This is a genomic window from Bacillus sp. FSL K6-1012, assembly GCF_037964915.1.
Lineage (GTDB): Bacteria > Bacillota > Bacilli > Bacillales > Bacillaceae > Bacillus > Bacillus halotolerans.
This window is the reverse complement of record NZ_CP150175.1, coordinates 2,562,568-2,585,149: the sequence shown is the minus strand read 5'-3', so window position 1 is coordinate 2,585,149 and position 22,582 is coordinate 2,562,568. Positions and strand designations below refer to the sequence as shown.

The 22,582-nt window shown below is 41.8% G+C and carries 25 protein-coding genes, 1 tRNA gene and 1 pseudogene; 21 read left to right on the top strand and 6 right to left on the bottom strand.

The features are described 5' to 3' along the window. The first annotated feature begins 113 nt into the window (after positions 1-113). The 6 genes from pbpA (at position 114) to pstB (NSS75_RS13315) (ending at position 6,825) form a co-directional block, all read left to right on the top strand. Positions 114-2,264, top strand: a complete 2,151-nt coding sequence (gene pbpA / locus NSS75_RS13340) for a penicillin-binding protein 2A (protein ID WP_339233359.1) — start codon at positions 114-116, stop codon at positions 2,262-2,264. A gap of 153 nt (positions 2,265-2,417) precedes the next feature. Further along, the gene (locus tag NSS75_RS13335) at positions 2,418-3,320 is read left to right on the top strand and encodes a phosphate ABC transporter substrate-binding protein (RefSeq protein ID WP_024122068.1); all 903 of its coding nucleotides are present in this window, start codon (positions 2,418-2,420) and stop codon (positions 3,318-3,320) included. Positions 3,321-3,388: 68 nt separating this feature from the next. Beyond that, positions 3,389-4,318, top strand: coding sequence for a phosphate ABC transporter permease subunit PstC (pstC, locus tag NSS75_RS13330; protein ID WP_024122067.1), 930 nt, complete (start codon positions 3,389-3,391; stop codon positions 4,316-4,318). Beyond that, positions 4,318-5,202: a phosphate ABC transporter permease PstA gene (gene pstA / locus NSS75_RS13325; protein WP_024122066.1), complete on the top strand. Its 885-nt coding sequence runs from the start codon at positions 4,318-4,320 to the stop codon at positions 5,200-5,202. Before pstC ends, pstA begins: the two co-directional genes overlap by 1 nt. 20 nt (positions 5,203-5,222) lie before the next feature. Next, entirely contained in the window at positions 5,223-6,032 is an 810-nt protein-coding gene (gene pstB, locus NSS75_RS13320) for a phosphate ABC transporter ATP-binding protein PstB (protein WP_339233356.1), read from the top strand. Positions 6,033-6,042: 10 nt separating this feature from the next. Beyond that, entirely contained in the window at positions 6,043-6,825 is a 783-nt protein-coding gene (gene pstB, locus NSS75_RS13315) for a phosphate ABC transporter ATP-binding protein PstB (RefSeq protein ID WP_198098341.1), read from the top strand. Positions 6,826-6,856: 31 nt separating this feature from the next. On the opposite strand, the gene NSS75_RS13310 is transcribed toward pstB (NSS75_RS13315), so the two are convergent. Both NSS75_RS13310 and NSS75_RS13305 read right to left on the bottom strand, forming a co-directional pair. Beyond that, positions 6,857-7,318, bottom strand: a complete 462-nt coding sequence (locus NSS75_RS13310) for an endolytic transglycosylase MltG (RefSeq protein ID WP_024122063.1) — start codon at positions 7,316-7,318, stop codon at positions 6,857-6,859. Further along, positions 7,315-7,668, bottom strand: a complete 354-nt coding sequence (locus NSS75_RS13305) for a hypothetical protein (protein ID WP_010334943.1) — start codon at positions 7,666-7,668, stop codon at positions 7,315-7,317. Before NSS75_RS13305 ends, NSS75_RS13310 begins: the two co-directional genes overlap by 4 nt. A gap of 179 nt (positions 7,669-7,847) precedes the next feature. On the opposite strand from NSS75_RS13305, the gene NSS75_RS13300 reads away from it, so the two are divergent. From NSS75_RS13300 to NSS75_RS13245, 12 genes are all read left to right on the top strand, one after another. Further along, on the top strand, positions 7,848-8,318 hold the full coding sequence (locus NSS75_RS13300; RefSeq protein ID WP_253295256.1) for a hypothetical protein: 471 nt from the start codon (positions 7,848-7,850) through the stop codon (positions 8,316-8,318). Beyond that, on the top strand, positions 8,315-9,400 hold the full coding sequence (locus NSS75_RS13295; protein ID WP_339233352.1) for a glycosyltransferase family 4 protein: 1,086 nt from the start codon (positions 8,315-8,317) through the stop codon (positions 9,398-9,400). The genes NSS75_RS13300 and NSS75_RS13295 overlap by 4 nt, the downstream gene beginning before the upstream one ends. 84 nt (positions 9,401-9,484) lie before the next feature. Beyond that, positions 9,485-9,634: a 50S ribosomal protein L33 gene (gene rpmG / locus NSS75_RS13290; RefSeq protein ID WP_003153056.1), complete on the top strand. Its 150-nt coding sequence runs from the start codon at positions 9,485-9,487 to the stop codon at positions 9,632-9,634. Positions 9,635-9,716: 82 nt separating this feature from the next. Beyond that, a complete protein-coding gene (locus NSS75_RS13285) occupies positions 9,717-10,280 on the top strand; it encodes a 5-formyltetrahydrofolate cyclo-ligase (protein ID WP_101861046.1) in 564 nt (187 codons plus the stop codon). A gap of 66 nt (positions 10,281-10,346) precedes the next feature. Beyond that, positions 10,347-10,520 carry a hypothetical protein gene (locus NSS75_RS13280; protein WP_101861045.1) on the top strand — a complete coding sequence of 58 codons (174 nt, stop codon included), beginning with the start codon at positions 10,347-10,349 and terminating at the stop codon, positions 10,518-10,520. An 88-nt stretch (positions 10,521-10,608) separates the two neighbouring features. Then, on the top strand, positions 10,609-12,129 hold the full coding sequence (gene yqgP / locus NSS75_RS13275) for a rhomboid protease YqgP (RefSeq protein WP_339233349.1): 1,521 nt from the start codon (positions 10,609-10,611) through the stop codon (positions 12,127-12,129). A gap of 130 nt (positions 12,130-12,259) precedes the next feature. After that, entirely contained in the window at positions 12,260-12,469 is a 210-nt protein-coding gene (locus NSS75_RS13270) for a YqgQ family protein (RefSeq protein ID WP_024122057.1), read from the top strand. A gap of 17 nt (positions 12,470-12,486) precedes the next feature. Continuing rightward, positions 12,487-13,452: a glucose kinase GlcK gene (gene glcK, locus NSS75_RS13265; RefSeq protein WP_044154564.1), complete on the top strand. Its 966-nt coding sequence runs from the start codon at positions 12,487-12,489 to the stop codon at positions 13,450-13,452. 117 nt (positions 13,453-13,569) lie between these two features. Next, positions 13,570-15,486: an LTA synthase family protein gene (locus NSS75_RS13260; RefSeq protein WP_326230530.1), complete on the top strand. Its 1,917-nt coding sequence runs from the start codon at positions 13,570-13,572 to the stop codon at positions 15,484-15,486. A gap of 81 nt (positions 15,487-15,567) precedes the next feature. After that, positions 15,568-16,698 carry a M14 family metallocarboxypeptidase gene (locus NSS75_RS13255; RefSeq protein ID WP_095713309.1) on the top strand — a complete coding sequence of 377 codons (1,131 nt, stop codon included), beginning with the start codon at positions 15,568-15,570 and terminating at the stop codon, positions 16,696-16,698. 67 nt (positions 16,699-16,765) lie between these two features. After that, positions 16,766-17,824 (top strand): hypothetical protein, encoded by a 1,059-nt coding sequence (locus tag NSS75_RS13250; RefSeq protein WP_024122053.1) that lies wholly within the window; start codon positions 16,766-16,768, stop codon positions 17,822-17,824. A 3-nt stretch (positions 17,825-17,827) separates the two neighbouring features. Beyond that, on the top strand, positions 17,828-18,142 hold the full coding sequence (locus NSS75_RS13245) for an MTH1187 family thiamine-binding protein (RefSeq protein ID WP_010334936.1): 315 nt from the start codon (positions 17,828-17,830) through the stop codon (positions 18,140-18,142). 32 nt (positions 18,143-18,174) lie between these two features. Here the strand turns inward: NSS75_RS13245 and NSS75_RS13240 are convergent, their stop codons facing one another. Then, positions 18,175-18,348 carry a DUF2759 domain-containing protein gene (locus NSS75_RS13240; protein ID WP_010334935.1) on the bottom strand — a complete coding sequence of 58 codons (174 nt, stop codon included), beginning with the start codon at positions 18,346-18,348 and terminating at the stop codon, positions 18,175-18,177. A 156-nt stretch (positions 18,349-18,504) separates the two neighbouring features. Between NSS75_RS13240 and NSS75_RS13235 the strand changes: the two genes are divergently transcribed. Continuing rightward, a complete protein-coding gene (locus NSS75_RS13235) occupies positions 18,505-19,140 on the top strand; it encodes an MBL fold metallo-hydrolase (protein WP_024122052.1) in 636 nt (211 codons plus the stop codon). 39 nt (positions 19,141-19,179) lie between these two features. Here the strand turns inward: NSS75_RS13235 and NSS75_RS13230 are convergent, their stop codons facing one another. Continuing rightward, positions 19,180-19,425 carry a DUF2626 domain-containing protein gene (locus NSS75_RS13230; RefSeq protein ID WP_003226300.1) on the bottom strand — a complete coding sequence of 82 codons (246 nt, stop codon included), beginning with the start codon at positions 19,423-19,425 and terminating at the stop codon, positions 19,180-19,182. A gap of 232 nt (positions 19,426-19,657) precedes the next feature. Between NSS75_RS13230 and mgsR the strand changes: the two genes are divergently transcribed. Beyond that, the gene (mgsR, locus tag NSS75_RS13225) at positions 19,658-20,038 is read left to right on the top strand and encodes a transcriptional regulator MgsR (RefSeq protein WP_026014741.1); all 381 of its coding nucleotides are present in this window, start codon (positions 19,658-19,660) and stop codon (positions 20,036-20,038) included. Positions 20,039-20,103: 65 nt separating this feature from the next. On the opposite strand, the gene NSS75_RS13220 is transcribed toward mgsR, so the two are convergent. Next, positions 20,104-20,174: transfer RNA gene (locus tag NSS75_RS13220), tRNA-Gln, on the bottom strand. A gap of 95 nt (positions 20,175-20,269) precedes the next feature. Between NSS75_RS13220 and NSS75_RS13215 the strand changes: the two genes are divergently transcribed. Beyond that, on the top strand, positions 20,270-21,109 hold the full coding sequence (locus tag NSS75_RS13215) for an STAS domain-containing protein (protein ID WP_185848824.1): 840 nt from the start codon (positions 20,270-20,272) through the stop codon (positions 21,107-21,109). 79 nt (positions 21,110-21,188) lie between these two features. Here the strand turns inward: NSS75_RS13215 and NSS75_RS13210 are convergent. Next, a pseudogene (locus NSS75_RS13210) lies at positions 21,189-22,518 on the bottom strand (hemolysin family protein). Between the last annotated feature and the right edge of the window lie 64 nt (positions 22,519-22,582).

The window sequence follows — 22,582 nt, the reverse complement described above, 5'->3', positions numbered from 1 at the left end:
TTTTTTGGCAATAAGGGGTTATCTGTAGAAAAAAGTCGAAAAAACCTTTAAAATGAAAAATGGCACTCTTACTTGAGTGTCTTTTCTTTCTGTAAATAGAAAAAGGTGATGTTATGAGGAGAAATAAACAAAAAAAGCAAAATCATAAAGAGAAAAAGAAGTCGCTTCCGATCCGGCTGAATATTTTATTTTTGGCCGCTTTTGTCATATTCACCTGGATTATTGTGGAGCTTGGCATTAAGCAGATCGTTCAAGGCGATGATTACAAAAATCAAGCCAATCAGCAGGAACAAAGTGAAGTCAGCTCGGCGGTGCCGCGCGGGAAAATTTATGATCGGAATTTTAATGCCATTGTAACAAATAAGGCTTTAAATGCGATTACATACACCAGATCTAAATCTACAACGCAAGAACAGCGTTTGAAAATCGCAAAAAAGCTGGCGGATATGATTAAAGTCGACACAAAAAAAGTAACAGAACGGGATAAAAAAGATTATTGGATTTTGACTAGACCAAAAGAAGCGAAAAAGCTGATTACTTCTAAGGAAAGACAGCAGGTAGAAAATAAAAAATTATCAGATGATGATTTATACCAGCTCCAGCTAAAACGGATTACTGATAAGCAGCTGAATGAATTGACTGATAAAGACATGCAGATTCTCGCCATTAAAAGACAGATGGACTCCGGATATGCGTTAACACCGCAATACATCAAAAATGAAGATGTTTCAGCGAAAGAAATGGCAGTTGTAAGTGAACATTTAGATGAACTGCCGGGTGTTGATGTCACATCAGACTGGGAACGTGAATATCCGTATAAAAATCTTCTCCGCTCAGTGCTCGGAAGTGTTTCCAGCTCTGATGAAGGATTACCGTCAAATCTGCTCGACCATTATTTATCGCTCGGCTACAGCAGAAACGACAGGGTTGGTAAAAGTTATCTGGAATATCAATACGAAAGCCTTTTGCAGGGGCAAAAAGCGAAGGTGGAAAATATCACAGATTCAAACGGCAATGTAACGGGAACAAAGACCGTTTCTGAAGGGAAAGCCGGTAAAGATCTCGTGCTTACGATTGACATTGACTTGCAAAAATCAGTTGAAAAAATCATTGAGAAAAACCTCAAGTCTGCTAAAGCAAGACCAAGTACTGAATTGTTAGACCGGGCATTTGTCGTCATGATGGACCCGAGAAACGGCGAAGTGCTGACGATGGCGGGTAAGCAGATTAAAACAGAAAACGGGAAATATAAAATTGATGATTACGCACTAGGGAATATGACGTCATCTTATGCTATGGGATCAGCTGTCAAAGGCGCAACTGTACTGACAGGTCTTCAAACCGGTGCCATCAATCTGAATACAGTTTTTCAGGATGAACCATTATATATTGGCCAGGATAAAAACGGCAAAAAATCGTGGACTACTTTGGGACCTGTTAATATTCAAAGAGCCTTAGAGCAGTCTTCAAACGTATTCATGTTTAAAACTGCAATCGCACTTGGAAAAGGTGAATATAAACCGCATCAAGCTTTACCGATTGATACGACGGCTTTTGATACGTTCCGGAATTATTTCAGTCAATTTGGACTTGGTGTAAAAACTGGGATTGACCTTCCAAATGAAATGACAGGCTATAAAGGAACAAGCAGATTGACGGGATTCTTGCTAGACTATGCTATCGGCCAATATGATACGTATACACCGCTCGAACTAGCACAATATGTATCAACAATCGCAAATGGTGGCTACCGCTTGAAACCTCAGCTTGTAAAAGAAGTAAGGGAACCTGATGCAGAAAAAGGAATCGGGGCGGTCGTACAATCTGTTCAGCCTGAAGTGCTGAATAAAGTGGACATGAAAAGCGATTATATTAAAGAGGTTCAAGCCGGGTTTAGACGAGTCGCGACTAAAGGAACTGCGGCAAGTCAATTTGCTTCAGCATCTTATAAACCTGCTGCTAAAACAGGAACAGCACAATCGTTCTATGACGGACCAAATAAATCAAAAACAGGTGAAAGTACTTATAATACAACACTTGTTGCTTATGCGCCTGCTGATAACCCTGAGGTTGCCATCTCTGTTGTAGTTCCTTGGGCTTATGTAGATTACAGCGCTAAATATACCATTACGAACGAAATCGGCAGAGAAGTATTGGATAAATATTTTGAGCTGAAATCGAAGCAGGACAAAGAAGATACTCAGCAAAAGAATAAAGACAAAATCGAAGAAAAAGCAGAAAACACCTCGTCTTCTGCTAACTAAACAGAAACGCCCACATCATGTGGGCGTTTTTTTATACAAAAAAATGCACGGATTTACAAAACCTTAACATTCGATTTAAACCTATTTTACATAGAACCTTTACTCTATACGTGTAGGACAAATTACACATTATACGCAGGGGGAATTCAGGAAATGAAAAAAAACAAATTGGTGCTTATGCTTCTGATGGCTGCTTTTATGATGATTGCAGCTGCATGCGGAAACGCAGGAGAAAGTGAAAAAACAAATAGCGGCTCTGCAAAAGGAGAAGAAAAGGCATCAGGTTCTTTAACCATTTCTGGTTCATCGGCCATGCAGCCATTAGTACTTGCAGCTGCAGAAAAATTTATGGAAGAAAACCCTGATGCTGATATACAGGTACAAGCAGGGGGGTCTGGAACAGGGCTTTCTCAAGTATCTGAAGGAGCTGTTCAAATCGGAAATTCAGATGTTTTCGCTGAAGAAAAAGAAGGTATCGACGCAAAAGCGCTTGTAGACCATCAAGTTGCAGTAGTCGGTATGGCAGCGGCTGTAAACCCTGATACAGGTGTAAAAGATATCTCAAAAGATGAATTGAAAAAAATCTTCACTGGCAAAATCAAAAACTGGAAAGAGCTTGGCGGGAAGGACCAAAAAATTACGCTTGTAAACCGTCCTGATTCTTCAGGTACACGTGCTACATTTGTAAAATACGCGCTTGACGGAGAAGAACCAGCAGAAGGCATTACTGAGGATTCTTCCAACACTGTGAAAAAAATCATTGCTGATACTCCGGGAGCGATTGGATATCTTGCATTCTCATATTTAACAGATGACAAAGTAACAGCTTTATCTATTGACGGTGTGAAGCCGGAAGCGAAAAACGTTACAACTGGAGAATATCCAATCTGGGCTTATCAGCATTCTTATACAAAAGGCGAAGCGAAAGATCTAGCGAAAGAATTTCTTGATTATCTAAAGAGTGAAGACATTCAAAAAAGCATTGTAACTGACCAAGGGTACATTCCGGTGACTGATATGAAAGTGACTCGCGATGCCAAAGGGAAGCAAAGCTGATCTAAATAAAAAGAGGAGTGCGGAGACTTCCGTTTCTCCTCTTAACACATTCATAGGAGTGTAAAACAATGATAAACAATAGAGAAAATATGTCTGTGAGCGAACGTTTAATCAGCTCAAGGCAAAATAGGCAATTGGATGAAGTTCGGGGAAGAATGATCGTGACAGCCTGCGCGCTTATAATGATAGCGGCATCTGTGGCGATCACCATTTTCCTCGGCATTAAGGGGCTGCAATCTTTTCTTGTAAATGGTGTAAGCCCAATTGAATTCTTAACGAGTCTGAATTGGAACCCTACAGATTCTGATCCGAAATACGGAGTGCTGCCTTTTATCTTTGGCTCATTTGCAGTAACGATTCTCTCCGCTCTCATTGCTGCGCCGCTCGGCATAGCAGGTGCAATCTTTATGACAGAAATTGCGCCGAATTGGGGGAAGAAAGTGCTGCAGCCGGTGATCGAATTATTGGTCGGCATCCCATCTGTTGTTTATGGATTCATAGGTCTTACAGTATTGGTGCCTTTTATTGCTCAGTTCAAAACGAGCGGAACAGGACACAGTTTATTGGCGGGAACGATTGTGCTTTCCATTATGATTCTGCCGACGATCACATCTATCTCAGCCGATGCGATGGCATCACTTCCGAAAAGCTTAAGAGAAGGTTCTTACGCTCTCGGTGCGACAAGATGGCAGACCATTAGAAAAGTGCTCATCCCTGCAGCTTTTCCGACATTAATGACTGCCGTTGTCCTAGGTATGGCCCGTGCGTTTGGTGAGGCTCTTGCTGTCCAAATGGTCATTGGAAATACAAGAGTATTGCCTGAAAGTCTGTTTGACACCGCAGGAACATTGACAACCATTATTACGCTGAATATGGGCCATACCACTTACGGAAGCGTTGAAAATAATACACTGTGGTCAATGGGACTTGTGTTGCTGGTGATGTCATTCTTGTTCATCCTGCTTATTCGCTACTTGTCATCTAGGAGGAAAGTGTAATGAACCGCAAATTAACAGATAAACTGGCGACTGGAATGTTCGGTTTATGCGCAGCCATTATCGCCGCGATTCTAGTCGGTCTGTTTTCCTATATTATTATTAACGGTGTTTCTCAGCTCAGCTTTGATTTTATTACGACAAAATCAAGTGCCATTGCCGCAGGAGGCGGGATACGAGACCAGCTGTTTAACTCCTTTTATATTCTGTTTATCACGATGCTGATTACCATCCCGCTCGGAGTGGGCGGCGGAGTGTTCATGGCGGAATACGCGCCTAACAACAAAGTGACAGATTTTATCAGAACGTGTATTGAGGTCCTTTCATCTCTTCCATCAATTGTCATTGGAATGTTCGGCTTACTGATGTTTGTTAACCTGACAGGCTGGGGATATACGATCATAGGCGGGGCGCTGGCATTAACGGTCTTTAATCTTCCTGTTATGGTGCGTGTGACAGAAGACGCGGTCCGTTCAGTCCCTAAAGATTTGAAGGAAGCATCGCTCGCTTTAGGTGTTTCTCGATGGCATACCGTAAAAACCGTTTTAATACCAAGTGCAATCCCTTCCATCATTACAGGTGCCATTTTAGCGTCAGGAAGGGTGTTCGGGGAAGCGGCGGCTTTATTATTTACAGCAGGGCTTACAACGCCGCGCCTCAATTTTGCAGAGTGGAATCCGTTTTCTGAAACATCGCCGCTTAATATTTTCAGACCCGCTGAAACACTTGCGGTCCACATTTGGAACGTAAATACGCAAGGGATGATTCCGGATGCTGAAGCGATTGCCAACGGCGGTTCTGCAGTGCTGGTGATTTCAGTCCTAGTCTTCAATCTCGCGGCGAGATGGCTTGGAACAATAATCTATAAAAAGCTTACGGCAAATTAGACCGGAAAGAGGCGAAAACAATGTCTGAACAAATGCTAAAAGAAAAGCCTGAGAGCGCGGTTTTAATTCCTCAGCAGCACCATGTGCTCGAGATGAAGGATCTGTCTATTTTCTACGGAAACAAACAGGCCGTTCGTCACGTGAATATGGAGATTGAAAAAAATGCGGTGACTGCTTTGATCGGGCCGTCAGGATGCGGCAAATCTACTTTTCTTAGAAATATTAACCGCATGAATGACTTAATTCCTTCTGCAAGAAGCGAAGGTGAAATTTTGTATGAAGGATTAAATATACTGGGAAGCAATATTAACGTTGTCAGCTTAAGAAGAGAAATCGGCATGGTCTTCCAAAAGCCGAATCCATTTCCAAAATCGATCTACCATAATATCACGCATGCATTAAAATATGCCGGAGAGCGGAACAAATCAGTGCTCGACGACATCGTGGAAGAAAGCTTAACAAAAGCGGCGCTCTGGGATGAAGTAAAGGACCGTTTGCATTCATCTGCACTTTCGTTATCAGGCGGTCAGCAGCAGCGTTTATGTATTGCCAGAACGCTCGCGATGAAGCCGGCCGTTCTTCTTCTTGATGAACCTGCTTCAGCGCTAGATCCGATTTCGAATGCGAAAATAGAAGAATTGATTACGGAATTGAAAAGCGAATACTCAATTATTATTGTCACTCACAATATGCAGCAGGCTCTGCGGGTGTCTGACCGGACGGCTTTCTTTTTAAACGGCGAGATCGTTGAATACGGACAGACCGAACAAATTTTCACAAGTCCGAAGCAGCAAAAAACAGAGGATTACATTAACGGGAAATTCGGATAGGAGGCTGGCAATGAGTATTGCTACCGAAGCTGTAAAGAAACAGGAAGTATATCAAGTCAACGGAATGAATTTATGGTATGGGGAAAACCATGCCTTGAAAAATATCAATTTGAATATTAATCAAAACGAAGTCACGGCGATTATCGGGCCGTCAGGATGCGGCAAATCGACATTTATTAAAACATTGAATTTAATGATTCAGATGACGCCGAATGTAAAGCTTGCGGGTGAGCTGAACTATAATGGCAGCAACATTTTAAAGGATAAAGTCGATATCGTAGATCTACGCAAAAATATCGGCATGGTATTTCAGAAAGGAAACCCGTTTCCGCAATCAATTTTTGATAATGTCGCTTACGGACCGAGAGTTCACGGCATCAAAAATAAAAAGAAGCTGCAAGACATTGTAGAAAAGTCATTAAAAGACGTGGCGCTGTGGGATGAGGTGAAGGATCGTTTGCATTCATCTGCACTCTCATTATCAGGCGGCCAGCAGCAGCGTCTCTGTATCGCCAGAGCTCTTGCGACAAACCCTGATATTTTGCTGATGGATGAGCCGACATCTGCGCTAGATCCAATTTCGACGAGAAAAATTGAAGAGCTCATTCTTCAGCTGAAAAATAAATACACCATCGTTATCGTGACGCACAACATGCAGCAGGCAGCGAGGGTTTCTGATCAAACTGCATTTTTCTACATGGGTGAGCTTGTTGAATGCGACAATACAAATAAAATGTTCTCTCAGCCGAGAGATCAAAGAACACTCGATTATATTACAGGGAAATTCGGATAAAAAAAACAGGCTGTTACATAGCCTGTTTTTTTTATCGTGTTAATGTTTTAACGATCTTTTTGAAGCTCATATCTGATTTAACTTTAAATTCTCCGGCACGAATCTCCTTGTGATACCCAGCGTCGATCACGTAGTCATTAAAGTCCTTAGCTGAAGAAATAATGCCTTCTTTTTCAAGAATAGCTGATACATCTGCAGTGCTCATGCCGTCTTTAATGATGAGCTTGTACGTTTTTACTTTGTTTTTCGAGTCTGAGCTGCTGTCATCGCTCAGAGATTTCTCTTTTGAGTCGAGAAGCTTTTGATATTCATCACGGTTAACAGAAACCATTTTTTTGGAATCGAGATAATTGTTCACGTCTTGCTCGGTTACTGTTTTTTGTTCTTTTACAGCAGCGGCTTGATCTTCATCTGTCAGATAAAAAACACTTGCGAGAACGGCTGTCGCTAATATGATACCGCCGGCAAATGCCTGAATGCCTCGTTTTGTCATACGAGCACCTTCTCATTATCTTTTATAATCGTATTCACGTCTTCTACTGATACATGCTCAGCTTTAGCAATTGCTTCAGCTGACATGCCGTTATTATATTTAGAAAGTATTTGTTTGGCGATCTTTTGATTGATGCCGCTGTTCTTTGCTTTGCGGATCACAAGGTTTGTTTCAAGTAATTCTTCCTCAAGCACTGTCATTTTCTTTTTGAGCTTATAAATTTCCTGCATAGCAGAAAGCTGCAATGTTTCAAGCTCCTGCTCGACATCTTTCATCGGATCTCGTTGAGAATATGAGAATGCAATTAGCGCTATACTGACGATAAACAACGCAATAATAGCAATTTCCACGTTTCATCACCTTCTATTCTTTTTTTATCCTTCTTTTTTATACCATAAAACAAGTGGATTCTAAAGGAATTCGCGAAAAAAACGAGTTTTTGTCGAGAAATCTTTCTTTTCTTCCTTTATGGGTAATGGTTTAATAGGATCACCGAGCCAATGGAAGGAAAGGAGAATGTGAGAAGCCTATGGACAAACACTCATTTCCCCATAACATTCGAAGCGGGATTCCTTTTTTTAGGGACATATTCGACATGAACATCCAAAACTCTCACACATTGACAGTCCGATGGAATCTTTCAGTTGAGACGATGAAACTGGCGGAAACCGTGCTTTTCGAAAAAACGCCGGACATGATAAAAGAAATCCGTATTTTCGTGAAAAGAAACGGTATAGAAGCTGTCAGGACGAAACGCATAAAACGGGGCAAAGGGAAATGGATCATTGTTCAGGTGCCTGGTAATGCTTTATATCGCGCAGAATGCAGAATACTGAATTCAATGAATGTTTCTCTCAAACTAGCTGAAACAGAGGACATCTTTCTTGCAGAAAACGGTGTCAGCGATATAAACAGTTTTCGCAATGCAGAAATACATACCAGGTGGGAGGAGCAATTTTCTGCTTATACCTGCTATCGCACTGAGGGAAAAGGGAAATGAACATCCTTATGCTTTCATTCGAGCATCCTAATAAACCGAAAAGCGGGCTTGGTGTTCATTTGAGCCGTCTTATTTCTTATTTAAATCCGCATATCAAAATAACGGTATGCGTTCCAAGCGGTAAGCTATGTTCCAATGCGAATGTTGAAGACTTTATAGCTGATGTCAATGTCAGAATGGTTCAACAAGTGTTGTCATGCAATGAACGCTTTGATCTGATTCATGCCCATGATGACATGACGGCTCCTGCCGCTCATTATTTGAAAAAGAAGCTTGGCATTCCGCTTGCTGCAACGATCCACGGGCTTGAAAGCAGAAGGAAGCGTGCATGCAAAGAAACGCCTCATCCGTACAGGCTGCTGACGGAGAGGCTCCTCCTTGAAATTTCCGACGAACTGATTGTGTTAAGCAGTTTTATGAAGAGATCGATGAATAAGGCGTATCCGTTTCGTGAAAAAATAACCGTCATCCCAAGCCCTCTGTCTCTGCAGGCAAAAAGTGGCTTAGCTGAAAGGATTATTCATAAAAGATACTTGTTTTCGTTTGGAAGGTTTGTTCCGGAAAAAGGGTTTTCACAGCTGTTGAAGGTATTTTCTATTCTGAACAAATGCCGGCCTGACCTTCAGTTGGTGCTAGCTGGACAAGGGCCGTTTCTGGCTGCCTATAAGAAACTGGCTGAGCAATTGAGCATAAAGGAAAGTGTAATGTTTTATCCTTTTTTAAATAGAAGAGAGATCGTGACGTTACTGTCTCAATGTGAAATGGCTGTTTTCCCAAGCTTTTATGAACCCTTTGGGCTCGCTGCACAAGAAAGCATGGAACAAGGCGTGCTGACAGCTGTTTCACAGTCGGGCGGTTTTTGTGACTTTGCCGTTCATGACAAAACTGCAATTGCTGCTGATTTTTCGCAAGAACGGGAAGCGGCCGATAGGCTTCACAACATATTAATAGATGAAGAAAAGGCCCGCCGGATAAAAGAAGCGGGCAGAGAACAGGTGATGAAACTGCATCATCCACGGATCATCCAAGCATCATATTTGCAGCTTTATCAGCGTCTATCCAATAATTCATCATTTCATTGAAAAACATCCTAGCATTCCGTGCATTATAGTGGTATTATATATAAGTCTGAATAAGTAAATGATATTTAGTTTGGAGGGAAAACAATGCGCGTTAATATTACTTTGGCTTGCACAGAATGTGGTGAGCGTAACTATATTTCTAAAAAGAACAAACGCAACAATCCAGACCGCGTTGAATTTAAAAAATATTGCCCACGTGATAAAAAATCTACGTTACACCGTGAAACAAAATAACAGCATAGCTGTTTAGGTGTAAGAAAAAAGCCAGAGCTTTGAAAAAGGTTCTGGCTTTTTTCTATTCCGAGGGGGGATGGAAATGAAATCACAATTAAGAAAAAAAACAATAGAAACGTTATCAGCGATATCGAATGAAGAACTGTCTAAGAAAACTGCGCGTATCAACGAGCATTTATTTTCTCTCCAAGAATGGCAAAATGCCAGCATCATAGCCGTCACCATTTCAAGAGGGCTGGAGGTACCGACACGACCGATCATCGAAAAAGCCTGGGGCGAAGGGAAAGAAGTTTGTATTCCAAAGTGTGATCCCGACACGAAAAGAATGCAGTTCCGCACATTCCAAGCGGATGATCAGCTGGAAACGGTTTACGCCGGACTTCAGGAGCCGATGATTGAGAAAACGAATGAAGTGATCCAATCACAGATTGATTTGATGATCGTGCCTGGCGTATGTTTCGATGCCAACGGCTATAGGATTGGCTTTGGCGGCGGTTATTATGATCGTTATTTAAGTGATTATAAAGGGAACACAGTTTCTTTGCTTTTAGAATGCCAGCTGTATGATCACGTGCCGCATCTGTCACATGATATCCCGGTTCAAATGCTGGTTACTGAGGAACGAATCATTTCTTGCTTTTCATAGCTTTCTCGTCCCTCCGTCAAGAATAAATAAGAAAGAATAACAAACCCTAATGGCAGGAGGGATATAATGAAAAAATTTATGATCTATGCCATTTGTGCTGTTTCTGCCGTGATGTTTTACCAAAACCGTTACCGTCTCATGAATATCGTGCTCAGCCAGCCCGGGATTAGACGGTCCTTTATTCATCTTTTTTTAAGAATCCCGTTTATCCGCAATAAGTTTATACAGCAAGCTTTTTAAAAATCCCGTTTTCACGGGATTTTTTGCTTTTAGTAGGCGTCAAGAGCACCAGCTGTTATAATGAAAAAAAACCATTGGAGCGGTAAACATGTATTTGTTGGAGTATGCATATTGGAAGGTCGCGGCGCATTTAGTAAGAAGAGGGTATGGCGTCATACAATCCGGTGAATCTGATGAAATATGGCTGGAAGCACCGGACAAATCCTCTCATGATCTGATTCGCCTCTTTAAACAGAATATTGATTTTCGCCAAGAAATTGCAAGGGACATAGAAGTGCAGGCGGAGCGAGTAGAGCATGTCAGAAAGTCTATCGGCAAGCGGCATTTGAAGCTGCTGAATGTGCTGATTACAGCGGAAGCCCCTGTCGATGACTGGGAGGAAATCGCTGAAAAGCCTTTTGAAAAAGGACAGGCATCCGTTGAAACGGCACTTGTGACTAGTACTTCGCTTCATGAAGATCTGCAGGCAGTTTTTCCCTCACTTGATGCTGATGAATGGACGGAAGACCGAGACTCATTGGAACACGCGCAAATGGCCAAAGAACGCTTTTTTTTACTAGTGCAGAAACAAGAAGAACAGCGAAAAAAAGAAGCGGCGTTTTTCCAGAACGGAAAACCGATCTTTACATATTTGTTCATCGCGTTGCAGCTCGTGATGTTTTTCCTGCTCGAAATAAACGGAGGCAGCACCAATACGGAGACGCTTGTTGCTTTCGGTGCTAAGGAAAACGGCCTGATTGCAGCCGGAGAATGGTGGCGCCTGCTGACGCCGATTGTGCTTCACATCGGCCTTGCGCATTTAGCCTTTAACACGCTGGCTTTATGGTCGGTTGGAACCGCTGTTGAGCGCATGTATGGATCAGGCAGATTTTTGCTGATTTATTTGGCGGCGGGTATCACGGGATCGATCGCCAGCTTCGTGTTCAGTCCGTATCCGTCAGCCGGTGCTTCAGGCGCCATATTCGGATGCTTAGGCGCATTGCTGTATGTAGCTGTGTCAAACCGAAAAATGTTTCTAAAAACGATAGGCACAAATATTATTGTTATTATCCTGATAAATCTGGGTTTTGGCTTTGCGGTCTCAAATATTGATAATTCGGGGCATATTGGCGGCTTGGCCGGCGGTTTTCTTGCTGCGGCAGCACTTGGTTTGCCAAAAGCAAAAGACTGGGGCAAAAAACTGGTGTCAGCGATTCTGCTGGCTGCCCTGGCCGGCGGGTTTCTCTATTACGGATTGCATTCACCGTCCCATCAGGAGACAGCGCTGATCCGGCAGGCAAATGAGCTTTACCAGGAAGGAAAATATAAAGAAGTAACCGAATTGCTGAACGGTGAAGCAGAGCAGAAAGACGCTTCAGCTGATCTTCTGAAAGTCCTGGCAGTTTCTGATATTCAAATCGGCGAATATGATCAGGCGATTTCTCTTTTGGAAAGAGCAGTGCAAAAAGAGCCTAAAGACCATGCGTCCTATTACAATTTGGCATTGCTGTATGCGGAAAAAAATGAACTTGGTCAAGCTGATCAGGCAATCAGGACCGCTGTAAAGCTGAAGCCGAAGGAGAAGCGTTACATAGAACTGCAGCAGCAAATTGAAAATAATAAAGAATAAATGACTGGATGAGAAAACGTTGAATTTGCCAAGGAATGAATCCCGGGTATTTTTGTCAGCGTTTTCTTCTTGACTGGCCGGTTCTTTATGACTACGCTATTTATAGTTAAGATCAAGAATGGTGAGGAATATGAATACATTTTATGATGTACAGCAGCTGTTAAAAACATTTGGACACATTGTTTACTTTGGTGACAGAGAGCTTGAAATTGAGTTTATGCTTGATGAATTAAAGGAACTATATATAAATCATATGATTGAGAAGGAGCAGTGGGCTAAAGCGGCAGCTGTCCTTCATAAAGAGCTGGAACAAACAAAAAAACGAAAGAGATTTACGTAAAGGTTAAGGTGATAAAAATGGACGAGATATGGTTTGCGGGAATCGATCTTGGAGGAACGACGATAAAACTCGCATTTATTAATCAATATGGAGAGATTCAGCATAAATGGGAAGTGCCGACCGATAAGTCCGGTGACACCATTACCGTGACAATAGCAAAAGCGATTGACAGCAAGCTGGATGAGCTTCATAAACCGAAGCACATCGTCAAATATATAGGAATGGGCGCACCGGGGCCAGTAGATATGGCAACTGGGGTCGTTTATGAAACGGTAAATCTGGGCTGGAAAAACTATGCTTTAAAAAATCATCTGGAAACGGAAACAGGCATCCCAGCGGTTATAGAAAATGATGCGAATATTGCCGCGCTCGGAGAAATGTGGAAGGGTGCGGGTGATGGCGCAAAAGACGTCATTCTCGTTACTCTAGGCACAGGAGTTGGCGGCGGTATTATTGTGAATGGGGAGATTGTGCACGGGATAAATGGCGCTGGCGGAGAAATCGGCCATATTTGCAGCATCCCTGAAGGCGGGGCGCCGTGCAACTGCGGTAAAACAGGCTGTATTGAAACCATCGCGTCAGCAACTGGCATTGTTAGAATTGCAAAAGAGAAAATTGCAAAAGCTAAAAAGCCGACTCAATTAAAAGCATCTGATCATTTAACGGCACGAGATGTATTTGAAGCAGCAAATGAAAATGATGAATTAGCTCTTGAAGTTGTCGATTATGTAGCTAAGCATCTCGGCCTGGTGCTTGGCAATCTGGCCAGCTCGCTTAATCCGTCAAAAATTGTTCTCGGCGGCGGCGTTTCAAGAGCCGGAGAATTGCTGAGATCCAAAGTCGAGAAAACATTCCGTATATGTGCCTTTCCGCGCGCTGCGGAAGCGGCTGATATATCTATTGCGGCGCTTGGAAATGATGCGGGCGTTATCGGAGGGGCTTGGATTGCTAAGAATGAATGGCTGAAACACCAAAATTGTTAAATTTGTGAAAATGAAATTGATTTTTTGTTATGTTCAGGTTAAGATTTAATTTGATGTGTTAATGAGAATGTTGTGAATAGACTGATTTATTTGAGCGTGCTTGCATAGGAGGTTGAAATGCGAAAAACGTTTTTTTCGATAATTTCATTTATGCTGATTGCCATTTTAATGATGTGGCTGAAAACGTATGTTGTTTACAAAACCAGTTTTCATATTAAAATTGACAATCTTACGCAGGAATTTATTCTGTTTATCAACCCATTGAGCTTTTTGCTGCTTATTTTTGGCTTCAGCCTGTTTTTAAAGGGAAGAAACAGAAATCGTTACATTATTGCCATGAGTTGTGTTGTCACATTTGTTTTGCTGGCGAATATGGTTTTTTATCGTTTTTACAATGATTTCCTAACGATTCCGGTTCTTTTTCAAACAAGCAATATGGGCGATCTGGGAAGCAGCATCGGAACGCTTCTTGAGCCGACAGACCTCCTATTGGCTGTAGATATCGTGATTTTAATATGGCTTTATATGCGTCAAAAAGCCTTTCAATCAGACATCCCCTCCACGAAAAATGAACGGGCGGCATATTTTTTGTTTGTGGCTTCCGTTTATTTCTTCAACTTAGGTCTGTCTGAGGCAGAACGGCCGCAGTTATTGACACGCTCATTTGACAGAGAAATGCTCGTTAAAAATATCAGCCTTTTTAATTTTCATATTTATGACGGAGTACTTCAGTCGAAGCAATCCGCACAAAGAGCGCTGGCTGACAGCAACAGCCTGACGGAAATTGAAAACTATGTCACAGCCAATGCGAAAGATGCCAATAAGAACTTATTTGGCGCCGCAAAAGGCAGAAACGTCATACTCGTATCTCTGGAGTCGACACAAAGCTTTGTGATCAATGAAAAGGTGAACGGAAAAGAAATCACCCCGTTTTTGAATGATTTTATAAAAGAAAGCTATAACTTTAGTAATGTTTACCACCAAACCGGGCAGGGGAAAACCTCTGATTCTGAATTTATCGTTGACAATTCACTTTATCCGCTTGGACGAGGCGCTGTGTTCTTTACAAATGCGGGCAATCAATACATGGCCGCCCCGGAGATACTCAAAAATAACGGATATTATTCAGCGGTGCTCCATGCTAATAATAAAAGCTTTTGGAATCGCGACTTAATGTACGATTCATTTGGGTATGATTCATTTTTTGATATTGAATCGTATGATGTCAATGACGATAATTCAGTCGGCTGGGGGCTGAAGGATAAAGAATTTTTTGAACAGTCTTCAGAGCTGATGAAAAACCTGCCTCAGCCGTTTTACTCCAGGCTGATCACACTCACGAACCACTTTCCGTTTGACCTTGATGAAGAGGACAAATTGATTGAGGAATATGATTCAAGCAGCCAAACGTTAAACAAGTATTTCCCAACTGTTCGTTATCAGGATGAGGCGCTGAAACGATTTATCGAAAAGCTGAAGGAAGACGGGTTATATGATAACTCCATTATTGTTTTATACGGTGACCATTACGGGATATCGGAAAACCATAATGAAGCGATGGGGCAGTTTTTAGGGAAAGAAATTACACCATTTGAAGAAGTGCAGCTCCAAAAAGTGCCGTTTGTCGTTCATATTCCTGGAATTACAGACAAGAAGCCGAAAACGATTGATAAGGTAGGCGGACAAATCGATATCCGGCCGACGCTGATGAATCTGTTAGGTATTGATACAAAGAACTTCATTCAATTCGGCAACGATCTGCTTTCTGACGACAAATTGGACTTTACAGTGCTGCGGGACGGAAGCTTTATCACAGACCAGATCGTGTATACTGACGGTCTATGTTATGACAAAGCGACTGGAAAGCCTTTGAAAGAGGCAAAACAATGTGAAACATTTGCAGATAAAGCGAAGCAGGAGCTTTCACTTTCCGATGAAATCATTTACGGAGATTTGTTACGATTTTATGATCAGGAAAGATTGGACAATTCGTCAAAACGAAAAGAAAAACAAATTCTTGATCAGGCCTCATGATCACAAAGTCTCCCGTATCAAAAAATGCGGGAGGCTTTCTTTTTTAAAAAACGCCGTCATATAGTAACAAAAAGGGGGATGATGATGGCGTTTATTACGATAAAACCTGAGATCAAATACAATTACACTTTATTGGCAAGAGAACTGAAGATAGATGAGACATTGCTTAGAAGTGCCAATCAAACAGCACAGAAACATCAATTGTACTGTCCGGGTTATAAGATTGAAGAAAGCACTGATAAGGAGCTTCAATCCATTCAGGAAGTAAAGCGCTTTTTACACCCGCTGCAGCTGCAGCCTGCTGATGACTGGCTGGAGCAAGAAAAAATCTATGACTTTCTTGCTGCCGAAGAGGAAATTAAAAAAATAATCAATGTGTTTCCGTTTGTTTCATGCCGGGAAATCGGACGTTCCGTTTTAGGCAGGCCGATCTGGGAGCTGGCAGTTGGGGGAGAGCATACCTCCAAAAAAGTTCACATGAATGCATCGTTTCATGCAAATGAGTGGATTACCACGTCTGTACTGCTGAAGTGGCTGAAGGAATATTGCCTTTCTTTATGTCATAATACGAATTTCTTTGGTTTTACTCCTTTGGAGCTGTTCAGCCGAACCTCTCTGTCTCTTGTTCCTCTTGTGAATCCGGATGGCGTTGATCTTGTCTTACACGGATCAGCGGGCATGGGAGACAGGAGAGATGAACTTGATAGACTAAACTGCCATCGTCCGAATTTTAATGAATGGAAAGCAAATATTAACGGAGTTGATTTAAATAAACAATTCCCGTCTTTATGGGAAATTGAAAAATACCGCAAACCAAAAACGCCCAGCTACCGAGATTTTCCCGGAACTTCTCCGCTCACGGAGCCGGAATCCATTGCGATGCAGCAGCTGATAACAGCGGATCCGCCTGACAGGCTGGTGGCCCTTCACACTCAAGGAGAAGAAATCTATTGGGGATATAAAGGCCTTGAGCCCGAAGAATCGGCTGCAGTAATAAAGGATTTTGAGACGATAAGCGGAAACATTTATAAAGGAGTCAAGGATATTGACAGCTATGCGGGATTCCGCGACTGGTTTATTCATCACTATTTTAAGGAAGGTTATACGGTGGAGCTTGGAAAAGGTCAAAATCCCTTGCCGTTTGAGCAGTTTTCACATATTTACAAGGCAACAAGCGGGATCTTATGGAGGTCGTTATTTTTTCCTGAATAACTGAAACTTTTTCTTTTTCGTACCGTATCAAATATGGGACAATAAATATGATCGGAGGGGGAGGCTGATGAGATCAGTTTGTTTGATTCTGCTGTCAGCATTGCTAGTTTGTTTATCGGCATGCGAACCATCTCATCAGCAGCAAAAACAGGCAGCGACGGCAAAAAGTGAGGAAAAAGAGATTGTTCCGCTGCCAGCAGGAAAAGCGGACGGAGCGGAAGGCTGGCTCAATAACAACACCATTCTGTATACAGCCTCAGATCCGACAAAAACAGAGCTTCTTGCATATCAAATCTTTAATGGCAAAACGAAAAAGCTCTATCAGACGGATGGTCAAATCGTTGATGTTCAAATCAATCCCAAGAAACAGATGATTCTGCTGCAGATCACGCATAGCCAACAGACAGCAGTAGTTTTGCTGAATCAAAAAGGGGAGAAGCTGTACCAGAAAGAATACGAAACGTACGAGCTGGAGGCAGCATGGAATCAGTATGATCCGTATCAAATGATGGTCACGGTATTCACTGAAAACTGGGACTTCAATACATATCACGTGGATGCCAAAAAAGACAAGTCTGCTTTAAGTCGAATACAGGTACCGTTTGTCCATTGGACCTCAAAAGACACATTTGACTATCTAAAAGAGGGAAGAAACGATAAAGAAGGCCCTTTGTATACGTATGATATTGCTTCTGAAGAGGAGAAAAAGCTGGAGGAGGATGTCCTTTACTTTGATTCTTTTCATAATATGAACTTTACCGTCAAAGCAGATTCCGGAGAGAACGGCTTGTATAAATTTACATCACCGCAATTGAATGGTGAAGCAGTTACAGCAGAATGGCCGCTCCAAACCAAATATACAAGTCTGGCTCCGATGGAGTATGATTTTGATGAGGATGGCGGTCTGTTTTACACGTTTAAAGAAAGCGGAGACGCATATAAGCTGTCTGCGATCGATATGAAATCAGGAGAGGTACAGGATCTTCTTACTTTGCCTGAAATGGAGCCGATCCAAGTATCCCCGAACGGAAAATATGCGTTGTACGGTTTTCATTTTGAGCGCATAATTTCATTAATATCACATGAAATGAAGCCAATCATCATTGATAAAAAGGAGATGGAATAATTAATGGCTATCGCAGATGTAACCATTATCCCAATCGGAACAGAAACACCTAGTGTGAGCGCCTACGTGGCGGATGTGCAGAAAATTTTAGAGGGCTACAAGGCAGAAGGGAAAATCAAATATCAGCTGACACCAATGAACACACTGATTGAAGGCGAACTCAGCGACCTTTTTACTGTGATTCAGGCGATTCACGAAGCGCCGTTCCAAAAAGGGCTTCACAGAGTGGCGACCAACATTCGCATCGATGACAGACGGGACAAAAAAACGACGCTTGAAAGTAAAATAGAAAGCGTGAATAAACATTTACAGCAATAAAAAATAAACCTGTATCCCATTGGATACAGGTTTTAATGTGCAGTAGGATAACCGCTGTTTATCACCGTCATCACTGTAAACCAGCCAAACACACACAAGGTGGCCCCGGCTAATAAAAATCCAAGTATATTTTTGTTTTTCACAGAACGCAAGACTCCCCATAAAGCGAAAAGAGCGACAAGGCCGAAAATCACGACAAGTAACATTACGCAGCCCCCTTTACATTGAAAAACCTGCAATTCTTTCCATTTTTATTCTACCTGTTTTCAGTGTGTTTGTCGATAGCGTTTTCATAGCGATTGTTTGAATCTTTTTTCAAAAACCCTCATAATAGGAGCATAAAAAGGAAAGAGGTGAGAAAAGTGAAATGGAGAAGAATGCCTGTAGGACCGATTCAAGCGAATGCATATTTTTTAATCAGTGATGATCAATGCCTGATTTTTGATCCGGGCGGCGAAGGAGATAAAATCAACCAATACATAAAAGAAAAAGGATTAACGCCTTTAGCCATTTTACTGACACACGCCCATTTTGATCATATTGGGGCGCTGGATGACGTGAGAGACAGATGGGATATTCCTGTCTATCTGCATCAAAATGAAAAGAATTGGCTTACAGATGCCTCATTAAACGGCTCAGGAATGCTGAGAGGGATAGAAGTGACAGCTAAGCCGGCAGATCATTTGATTGAAGGGGACGGTGAGCTGAATATTGGGCCTTTCCATCTGGAGACGCTATTTACACCGGGACATTCCCCGGGAAGCGTTTCATATTACGTGAAGGATGCCGACCTGGTGATTTCCGGTGATGTCCTGTTTCAAGGCGGGATAGGCCGTACAGATTTACATGGAGGCGACCAAGAAACGCTGCTGACGTCTATCCATGAAAAACTGCTTACGCTGCCGGAGCACACATTGGTGTTAAGCGGACATGGCCCTGAAACTGACGTGCAGACTGAGCAGGATCAAAATCCGTTTTTAAATGGTTTTTCATTATAGAAAAAGAGACAAACCGATGAGGTTTGTCTCTTTTTGCCTTTAATGTCCTCCGCCGCCTGGTACCATAATAAAAATGGAATAGTATGTGAAGCCGGCAAAGAAGATGGTTAAATAAGCGCCAAAGATATAAATGTACATCCGTTCTGTTAAATTCAAATACGATAGAAACACAAATAAGATCGTCTGTCCAAAAAATAAAAGGGAAGCATCTTTCATATCACCTAAATAAAACATGACTGCAAATATTCCCGTCCAAAATCCTAACACCCGGAACATGCGATTCATTTTTATCCCCTCCCGAGAGTCCCTCTGACTGTTATTATAATAGATCACGGACAAAAATGTAAACATTTTCATTATTAATATGAAAAATGGTATTTAACCCTTTGATTGCGTTTTCTATTATATGTGCGGTTTTTTAGAAATAACCCGAAAAAAAGTTCAATAAATGGTTTAAAGAAAAATTGATACGGGTAGTTATTCTACAAAGAGATCGTTAACTGGAGGAGGAAAAAACATAATGGAACAATTAACTTTTTACTCATATCCAAGCTGCACGTCATGCCGAAAAACAAAACATTGGCTCAAAGCGCACCAGATTGAATTTAACGAACGGCACTTATTCAGAGAAACTCCAACGATGGATGAATTAAAGTATATTTTATCTTTAACCACAGAAGGAATTGACGAAATTTTAGCAACAAGAAGCCAAACCTTCAAAAATTTAAATTTAAACATTGAAGATATGACTGTAAACGAAGTGCTGGAACTTTTAATTGAGAAACCGAAGCTTTTGCGCCGTCCGATTCTCGTGGACAACAGGAAGCTTGTTATCGGATACAATCCGGGAGAACTGTTAAAGTTATCGAAGAAGAAAACGGTTCATCAATCTGCATGATGAAAAACCGAAGATCCGCTGATTTGCTTGAATCAGCTTATCTTCGGTTTTTCACGGTTCAGAAACTGGGCTAGCTGGATTCGAACCAACGATCACGGAGTCAAAGTCCATTGCCTTACCGCTTGGCTATAGCCCATTGAATATAAAAATAGTATGTGTAACGTGAGACAAGTTATACATATCAATCATACACTTTTTGAAAGATAAACATCACAGGAGGTAACCGATGAAATGAAAGCTCTAGATCAGTATTTAACAGAGCACAAAGAAGACATTACACTCCAATGGCTGGAAACATGCACGTTAAAAGGAAGTTTGCTGTATTCTGCAAAAGATCAGCAAAAATTAGAACGAAAATTAAAAGAGCAGCATGAATCATTGGTAGCCATTGTAGCAAATTCCATTAGAAAAGAAGAGGTGAAGGATCAGCTTAACCAATGGTCACTTCAATGTGCCAGAGACCGTGCTGTTCATGAAGTGACCGTGACGGAAAGTGTCAGTCAGTTTAACGCTTTCAGGCACATCATGTGGCAATGGATTCAAGACTTCAGCGAAACCGCTTCTTCCCAAGAAATCGGCATCCAGGAGATATTTGAGTGGAGCAAGATTTTGAATCAAACGATTGATGAGATTATCGAGGTATTTACAGAAGAATATCATCAGGTCACGGTGATCCAATTAAATGCGCAAAAAGAAATGATCAATGAATTGAGCGCACCGATTATGCCGATTTCTAAAGAGATTGGGATTCTTCCCCTTGTTGGTGAAATTGACACGTACAGAGCGAGAACCATTTTGGAATCCGTTTTGGCCCAATGCTCGGCGTTAAAGCTTTCATATTTATTTTTAGATATATCCGGTGTTCCTATCGTCGATACGATGGTTGCCTATCAAATCTTTAAAGTGATTGACAGCACCAAACTGCTGGGCATTGAGACGATTATTTCAGGAATCAGGCCTGAAATCGCCCAGACTGTTGTGAAGCTCGGATTAGATTTTTCGAATGTGAAAACAGAGCAAAGTCTTGCTAAAGCTTTAGCCAACAAAGGATTTAAGATAGAAGAATCTTAAGATGTCCCTTAAGGGATGTATTTTTTTGAAGTACGTTCAACAATGAAGAGAAGCAACAGCTGAACAGCCTGTGCTAGGGCTATTCAGCTTTTTTTACTTCGATAAACAAAATATGGTGACTGTCGATGTCTTTTACCTTGAATGAGTAGCCGTCATATTCAATGACACTTTCAGGCTCGGCGTCTATGTTTTGTGTGAGAAACCAGCCTCCGAGCGTATCGACTTCAGCATCTGATAAATCAGTTCCAAGCAGGTTATTCACGTCACTGATTAATAACTTCGCATTTAATAAATAATGATCTTTTCCCAGCTCACGAACATGAGGCACTTCATCTGCATCAAATTCATCGCGTATTTCTCCTACAATTTCTTCAATAATATCCTCGACGGTGATCAATCCTGAAGTTCCGCCATACTCATCAATAAGAATCGCCATATGAGTGCGTTCCTTTTGCATTTTGATGAGTAATTTGTAAATCGGAATGGTCTCAATGACATGAATGACGGGCTGTATGAAGGGTTCAATTTTGTGCTTCTGAAAAGAAAAATCTTTCGTCAGCAATGAAAACAGCACTTCTTTCATATTGATCACGCCGATGACGTTATCTTTATCTTCTTTTACAACCGGGTAACGGGTATATTTGGTCTGCTTAACCGTTTCCCGCATGCTTGGAATCGAGTCATCCTCAATAGACAAACTGACCATTTCGTTTCGCGGGACCATGATCTCCTTTGCCATTCGTTTATCAAATGTAAATATATTATTCATATATTTTAATTCGCTTTTTCTGATTTCTCCGCTTTTATAGCTTTCGGTCAACAGTACTCTAAGCTCTTCCTCCGTATAAGCCAGTTCATGCTCTGATGCCGGCTTCAGCCCAAAAAGTCCTGTGATCATTCTGGCAGACTGGTTAAGGAGCCAAATGAACGGAAACATGATTTTATAAAACCAGATTAATGGCTTCGCGAGCATCAGCGTAATGCTTTCTGCTTTTTGAATCGCGAAGCTCTTCGGTGCCAGTTCCCCGATGACGACATTTAAATACGTTACCACTAAAAAGGCGATAATAAGGGAAAGAAGATGGGTAAGCGACTCGTTTAAACCTGCCTTCTGAAAGAGCGGACGAAGCAGAGTCTGTACAGTCGGTTCACCCAGCCAGCCGAGTCCTAAAGCTGCGACCGTGATGCCCAGCTGGCAGGCTGATAAATATTCGTCAAGATGAGTGACCACATGTTTTGCCGCTTTAGCGCCTTTTTTGCCTTTTGCGACAAGCTGATCAATTCTGGATCGCCTGACTTTTACGATCGAAAATTCTACGGCGACAAAAAATCCCGTTAACAAAATTAAAAACACGACTGCTAATAAATTGATAAATTCCAAAATAAACTGCCTTCTCCAAGGAAGGCATGCACCTCCCTTTCCGATGTCTTTCTACATTCCATACCACCGGCAAAAGCTCACAAAACATGTGA